We start from the raw sequence: 6,752 nt of genomic DNA on the forward strand, positions 1-6,752 counted from the left end.
TTGAAACGCAGTACCAAGTTGCGTAATCGTTTAAGCAACAATTTTCATATAATACAAATGTTGCTTACGGAACGAAATAACTGATGGATCCTTCGGACGAACATCACGCACCGAAAAAGTGACAACTGCTCCATTAAACTCAATCCGACCTTCTGAAAGCAGAAGATCGTCGTATTGACGAAGCGTTGATAATACAACAATCAGTTTTTAGAATAACTGTCCTTCGGTGACTAATTCAGCCCGAATTAATGCTGAAAGAGCCTAAGATGAACGGTCGGAAAAACTAGCATTGAATGGATGACGGTAATTGTATTTCAATCGAAAGAGAAAACAGTCAATCGCTTCTTGTGTATAAGCAAAATGCCAGGTAACTCACCAGCATCTCATGTATTGTCAATTACAGTCCATACATGTTGAGTGCGTGGCTGAACTCATTTTAAAATAATTTAGCGGATACCTATTGGACTGAATTCCAAAAAGATTCAGTGTGAAAATAAAAAACAGTAATAGAATATTTTAGAAAAATGTAAACGCCAAACCCGGTTCTAGAAAGGGTTTGGCGTTTGTTTAACTTTCCAAAAACAACCTCTAGTTTTCAACCCGATATAACCGCAACGGACGCCCAACTGTTCCATATTGTTGTTCTTCGATCAATTCTTGTTCTTCTACCATATAAGAAAGGTAGGTTCGGGTTGTAGAGAGACTAACACCGGCCAATTTTGCAATCTGATCTGCGCTTAAAGATTCTGGAGAATGAGAGACACATTTTTTTATTTTGACTAAAGTACGCAAATCAATCCCTTTATGATTGAGATGAATAGATGACGATTCCGATATTCGTAGTTTTTTTAAATCATCAATAGTTCCTTGATCAAGCTTGTTGGATGTTGAAAGACGAGATTTAAATTTAGCGTATTTTGAAAGTGCTTTCTGTAGCTGAGTCAGGTCAAATGGCTTGATTAGGTAATCAATGATACCGAATCGAAATGCATCTTCGACAATCTCAAGTTCTTTTGCAGCTGTAATTAAAATTACGTCACAACGTCTATTTTGTAAACGGATAGTTCTTAAAAGCTCTATTCCGGATTTATCAGGAAGGTAAACGTCTAAAAGTAGCAGATCAGGTTGAACCTTGTCCATCATCGCCAATGATTCTTCGAAGCTATGAGAAGTTCCGACTAACTGGTATCCTTTTTGAGAAGCAATAAAGTTTCCGTGAAGCTTTGCGATCATGAAATCATCATCCACAACCAGAACTCGCAATAATTGATTCCCCATTTTTTAACCCTCCATTTTTGGTAAGTTTACTTGTAATGTTGCTCCTTCTGGTGAAGATATCATAAAAATATCTCCATTTAATCTCGAAACCAATCTCGATACTAATGCTAAGCCGAAACCTCTACCTTGCCCTTTGGTTGTAGCACCATCTTCAAAAATTTCTTCGCCCAGTTCGGGTTCAATACCTGGACCAGTGTCGTTTACTTCAATTGAAAGACGTTCGGCTTCTTCTTTTATATGGACAGTAATCAATGCTGGTTGATCATCTTTATCAGCCATATTAATAGCTTCCATTGCATTTTCAATGGCATTTCCAAGTATAGTAAGAACGGTTTCGCGATGAGGACAATGTAGCGGTACTCTAGAGTCGTCTGAAATTTTGAGTTGTATACCTAACTCTTTTGCCCGATGCATTTTTCCGATAAGAACACCAACAATCGCAGGATCGCGAACTCGTGCAAGGAAAAAGTCGAGCGCATCTTGCTGCTCGCTATTGACATCATCGATAAGTTCTCTAACAAGATCATATTCATTCATTTGAATTAGTCCAGAAATAAGGTGAAGCCTGTTCATAAATTCATGACGTTGACTACGTAAAGTGTCCACATATTGACCAATATCAGCTAACCTTTGATCCAATTGATCAAGGTGAAGTTTGTCACGAAAGCTTGCAACGGCTCCGATTACTTTTCCATTGATTTTAACAGGAATTCGGTTTACAACCACTAGTGAATTACCTACAATCATCGGTTGGTCAAAATGAGAAGTCCCTTGATCCATTACTTCTTTTAGTCGTGAACCAGGAAGAAAATTTGTAAGCGCTTTCCCTATTGGGTCACCTAATTCTTCTGGTAACATATTTTTTGCTTCCCGATTAAAAGTGGTAATGGTGCCTTTTGTATCCACAGCTATGATACCCTCACGAATTGATTCTAGTATTGCAGCTTGCTGTTGTGATAGAAAGGCAATTTCATGGGGCTCCAAATTGAAAATCTGCTTTTTAATATGACCTGAGAGCCAAAATGCGCCAAAAAGTCCAACGATTAAAGCAATGAAACCTATTCCGATGATTTCAAAGATTAATGAAGTAAGATTTATCCAAATGTTTTTCATCAAAAAACCTACTGAGACGATTCCAATCTGATGGTGTTGTAGATCATAAATAGGATATTTTCCCCGTATGGAAAGACCGAGAGTCCCCGACGCTTGTGTTATACTTCCATGCCCATGTAAAACCAGTTTATCGTCACTACCAACCATATGCTTACCGATTTTCAATTGGTCAGGATGGCTAACGAATTAAGCTCATGTTTGAAACGACAATAAACTTTGCACCTGTTTTTTCTCGGATATTTTCTGCAATCGGTTGAATTTTGTGAGATGGATCAGGCTCATTGAAAGCTTTGATGACCTCTGGTAATCCTGCTACAGTTTTCGCTATGGCCAAAGCATTTTGACCTGTCTCATCATATTCCCTATGCACCATGATAACAGATAAAGTTGCAATAAAAAGTCCTAAAACTAAAAGAAAATTTAGCAAAACGAGACTAATAATTTTAGTACGGATCTTCATAGGGCCTGTTTTATATTTCAACGGGAAACACATCCTTGTCCAATTAAGAAGAGTAACTGGTGAATTTTTAATAATTTTCTAAAAACTACTTTTATTTTAAATTAAATACCGAATGACAGTCTATATCAAAATTTTGCTTTTTAAGTTGGGAATATCGTTTAAATTGGTTTTATTGTTTTTATCAATCATATCTGCTTAATATTTTCATAATGTTTTGAATTTTCTATAATTAATTTGTAAGCGTTAATAATAATAAGAAATGGGGGAATTTAGTGAGTACTGTGGAAAAAAAAATCTATCATGCGAAGACACAAACGACTCCATTGATGATGGAACTAAAAGGCGTAACAAAAGAATTTATCAAGCCATCAGGTGAAGTCCATACCGTTTTACGAAATATCAATTTACAAATTCCAAAAGGAGAATTTGTTTCGATTGTGGGACCAACCGGATGTGGCAAATCGACTACATTAAGTTTAATCGCAGGGTTTGAATCTCCCTCTGAAGGCGAAATTCTTATTTATGGTGAAAAATTAAATGGGATAAACCCTCGTGCCACGTGTGTATTCCAAACAGAAAATGCTTTTCCGTGGAAAACAGTGATTGATAATGTTTCCTTGGGTTTGCGCTTGAAAGGAATGAGCAAAGCAGAGGCCTATAACGAAGCAAGAAATTGGATTGCACGTGTTGGCCTAAAAGGATTTGAAGGACATTATCCTTCCCAACTATCCGGGGGAATGAGAAAACGTGTGGCTTTAGCCCAGAGTTTGATTGTTCAACCAGAAATTCTATTAATGGACGAATCGTTTTCTGCGCTCGATGTGCACACTCGTCATCTCATGGAAGATGAATTACTTCGTATTTGGGAGGAAACATCTGCTTCGGTATTTTTTATCACCCATGACTTAGAAGAAGCGATTGCTTTAAGTGATCGTGTTATTGTTCTCACGGCAGGACCTGGAGCGACAATTAAAGGAGATTATCGGATTGATTTACCAAGACCCCGCAATGTAGCGGAAATAAGTTTTGATCCTGCTTTCATGAGGATTCATAAACAAATTTGGAATGATTTGAAGAGTGAGGTGATGATTAGTTATGAAAGCGCAAACAAATTCTCTAGCTAGTCCAGTTAACGTTGAGTTAGTTTCTCGAAAAGCTGAGATGCAAAGAAAAGCGTTAAAACTTCGAATTCGTAATTTAATTTTACAGTTGTCAGTGTTTGTTATTCTAATGGGGACTTGGCAATTTTTATCTAGTCGAAACATAATTGATCCTTTCTTTTTCTCTAGTCCCTTCGATATCGTGAAACATATTTGGTCATGGGTAGTGAATGGAACAACCGCGGGTCCACTTTATGTCCAATTTTTGGTTACCTTTGAAGAAACAATCCTTTCCTTTATTTTAGGAGGAATCGCCGGAATCATTTTTGGCTATGCATTAGGTGTGAATGAACTACTTTCTGTTATTTTAGGCCCTTATATTAAGATGATCAATGCGATTCCTCGTGTTGTGCTTGTACCTATATTTATCTTATGGTTTGGGCTCGGCATGTCATCCAAGGTTGCTTCTGGGTTAGTACTTACGTTTTTCATTGTATTCTTTAATGCCTTTCAAGGGGTTAGAGAAGTGGATCGCAATTTAGTGAACAACGCACGTCTATTAGGAGCAAGTAAAGCCCAATTAGCACGTCATGTTATCATTCCATCCGCTTTAACTTGGATTTTATCTAGTTTGCATTCAAGCTTTGGATTCGCTTTAATCGGTGCAGTCGTAGGTGAATTCATTGGTTCGACAGAAGGGCTTGGGTACCTTATTGCCCAAGCACAGGGTGCTTTTGATACCACGGGTGTTTTTGCTGGAATGGTCATCCTGTCTATCACTGCTTTGATTGCTGATCGTGGAGTTTCTAAGCTTGAAAAAAGGTTTATCGCTTGGCGACATATTCGCCAATAAATTAAAAAATGAGGGGGACTAAATATGAACAAAACTATTAAAAGATTAAGTGCAACGGCTTCTAGTGTAGCAATTGCATCATTGCTGCTATCAGGATGTTCATCCACGACATCATCAAATGGCAAATCAAAAGTAAGTAGCAGTACTTCTTCAACAGCAACTCCGAGGGTGTCCATAATGGTCGGAGGTTTAGAAAAAATTATTTACATACCGTATATGCTGGCTGAAAAGCTAGGTTACTACAAGGATGCGGGAGTAACTGTAACACTTGTTGAGGAAAGCGCCGGTCAAGATGCCGAACTAGCTCTTCTTGCTGGTCAAGTCGATGGGGCAGGCGGATTTTATGATCATACCCTAGATTTACAGACAAAAGGGAAAAAGGTAGAAGCAGTCGTAACGATGGCGGACGTTCCTGGCGAACAACTTATGGTGGCCAACAGGTTAAAAAATAAAGTAAAGACATTAGCTGATTTGAAGGGACTAACTATTGGGGTAACAGGACTTGGTTCATCCACAAATATGCTAGCTAGCTATAATGTAGTTAAAGGTGGTAATAAGGAGAGCGATTACAAGCCATTGCCAGTTGGCGCCGGTCAAACTTTAATAGCTGCAATGCAAAATAACAGAATCGATGCTGCTGTAACAAGTGAACCGACCGCATCATTACTAAAGAATAAAAATATGGCGTATACGTTTGTAGATATGAACTCTAAAGACGGTACACAAGCTGCATTAGGCGGTAAGTACGCCTCCACTAGTCTTTATATGAGTAATGATTATGTCAAAGCACATCCAGATGTTGTCCAAAAATTGGCCAATGCTTATGTAAAAACATTGAAATGGATGAGCACACATACTGCTGAAGAAATTGCTGATAAGATGCCTGAAGAATATTATGCAGGGGATAAAACATTATACATCCAGGCTCTTAAAGGTCAACTTCCGATGTTCACAACAGATGGGAAAATGCCAGCAGGTGTCCCTGAAAATGTCCAAAAAATTCTTTCTGCCTTTAAGCCAGGTGTAAAAAATGATGATCTTAGTTTGACATATACAAACGAATTCGTGGATAAAGTTAAGTAACGTAATGACCGGGATGCCATTTGGTGATCCCGGTTTGGTTTTGGCGAAATAACAATCCACTTGCAATTAATCTCTAAATCTTGTACTAACAAATCTCCTACTAAATAAAAGATATGTAATTGGTATGAAAACTGCATACATGTCCAATTGGTGCGTTATCATAGTAGGTCGGTTGGGGTGCCTTTCTCCCAACCTCTTACTTTATAATTCATATAGATGCAAATTGAAAAATGCTTTGCTATCTATCTTTCAATCCGACATCGGAGCGCTTATAGCGTTACGCGATACAGACAAGCCTCTAGACGATAAAGCAAAAGACCTTTCGTATCAATAAAAAGAAAGGTTAGAACGATCAAACGAAACAGAGATTGCGATATCCGATACATATGAAAAATTCCCCCATGATCCTAATCAATTAAAAGCGTTATTAGCGTTTTTAGTCAATGAACTCGCAGCCACACGGGAAATGAATGTCCAACTGACAAACGATATGTCACAGCTTAAAACTGCGGTCTCTCGGCTCCAACAAGATCATCATGTTATAAGTTCAAGTATTGGAAATTCGTCGCAAAAAACTAATGCTAAAATTGAAAAATTAGCTGTACAACAAAATATGAAATACGATACATTGCTGGAACTAGAAAAACAAAAGAGTGATTTCTTACAAAAAAGAAATACAAAATATGCGGGACGAACAGAAAAAAGAATGGCATTCACAAAATGATTTTAATAAGCGTTTAGAAGAATCGATACAAAAGCCTAAAGAAAAATTAGTCTGAACCCTGTTTTTGGGACTTCAGAAAAAACACCTATGCCGCAACCTGCTCCCGATATTTTATCGGGGGCAGGTTATTTAGTTTTATTT

At 37.8% G+C, this 6,752-nt stretch carries 7 protein-coding genes and 1 pseudogene; 4 read left to right on the forward strand and 4 right to left on the reverse strand.

What is annotated here, in order from left to right; translation table 11 throughout:
* Positions 1-588 precede the first annotated feature (588 nt).
* From ACFVRR_RS15155 to ACFVRR_RS15170, 4 genes and pseudogenes are all read right to left on the reverse strand, one after another.
* On the reverse strand, positions 589-1,278 hold the full coding sequence (locus ACFVRR_RS15155; protein ID WP_387330038.1) for a response regulator: 690 nt from the start codon (positions 1,276-1,278) through the stop codon (positions 589-591).
* 3 nt (positions 1,279-1,281) lie between these two features.
* A complete protein-coding gene (locus tag ACFVRR_RS15160) occupies positions 1,282-2,262 on the reverse strand; it encodes an ATP-binding protein (RefSeq protein ID WP_387330065.1) in 981 nt (326 codons plus the stop codon).
* A 174-nt stretch (positions 2,263-2,436) separates the two neighbouring features.
* A pseudogene (locus ACFVRR_RS15165) lies at positions 2,437-2,538 on the reverse strand (hypothetical protein); the annotation flags it as partial.
* A 31-nt stretch (positions 2,539-2,569) separates the two neighbouring features.
* Entirely contained in the window at positions 2,570-2,872 is a 303-nt protein-coding gene (locus tag ACFVRR_RS15170) for a hypothetical protein (protein WP_387330041.1), read from the reverse strand.
* 251 nt (positions 2,873-3,123) lie between these two features.
* On the opposite strand from ACFVRR_RS15170, the gene ACFVRR_RS15175 reads away from it, so the two are divergent.
* The 4 genes from ACFVRR_RS15175 (at position 3,124) to ACFVRR_RS15190 (ending at position 6,611) form a co-directional block, all read left to right on the forward strand.
* Positions 3,124-3,975 (forward strand): ABC transporter ATP-binding protein, encoded by an 852-nt coding sequence (locus ACFVRR_RS15175; protein WP_387330043.1) that lies wholly within the window; start codon positions 3,124-3,126, stop codon positions 3,973-3,975.
* Positions 3,947-4,804: an ABC transporter permease gene (locus ACFVRR_RS15180; RefSeq protein ID WP_387330046.1), complete on the forward strand. Its 858-nt coding sequence runs from the start codon at positions 3,947-3,949 to the stop codon at positions 4,802-4,804. The genes ACFVRR_RS15175 and ACFVRR_RS15180 overlap by 29 nt, the downstream gene beginning before the upstream one ends.
* 24 nt (positions 4,805-4,828) lie before the next feature.
* Positions 4,829-5,887 carry an ABC transporter substrate-binding protein gene (locus ACFVRR_RS15185; protein ID WP_387330049.1) on the forward strand — a complete coding sequence of 353 codons (1,059 nt, stop codon included), beginning with the start codon at positions 4,829-4,831 and terminating at the stop codon, positions 5,885-5,887.
* Positions 5,888-6,353: 466 nt separating this feature from the next.
* Positions 6,354-6,611: a hypothetical protein gene (locus ACFVRR_RS15190; RefSeq protein WP_387330051.1), complete on the forward strand. Its 258-nt coding sequence runs from the start codon at positions 6,354-6,356 to the stop codon at positions 6,609-6,611.
* The last annotated feature ends 141 nt before the right edge of the window (positions 6,612-6,752 follow it).

The organism is Gottfriedia sp. NPDC057948 (genome assembly GCF_042887255.1).
GTDB lineage: Bacteria > Bacillota > Bacilli > Bacillales > Bacillaceae_G > Gottfriedia.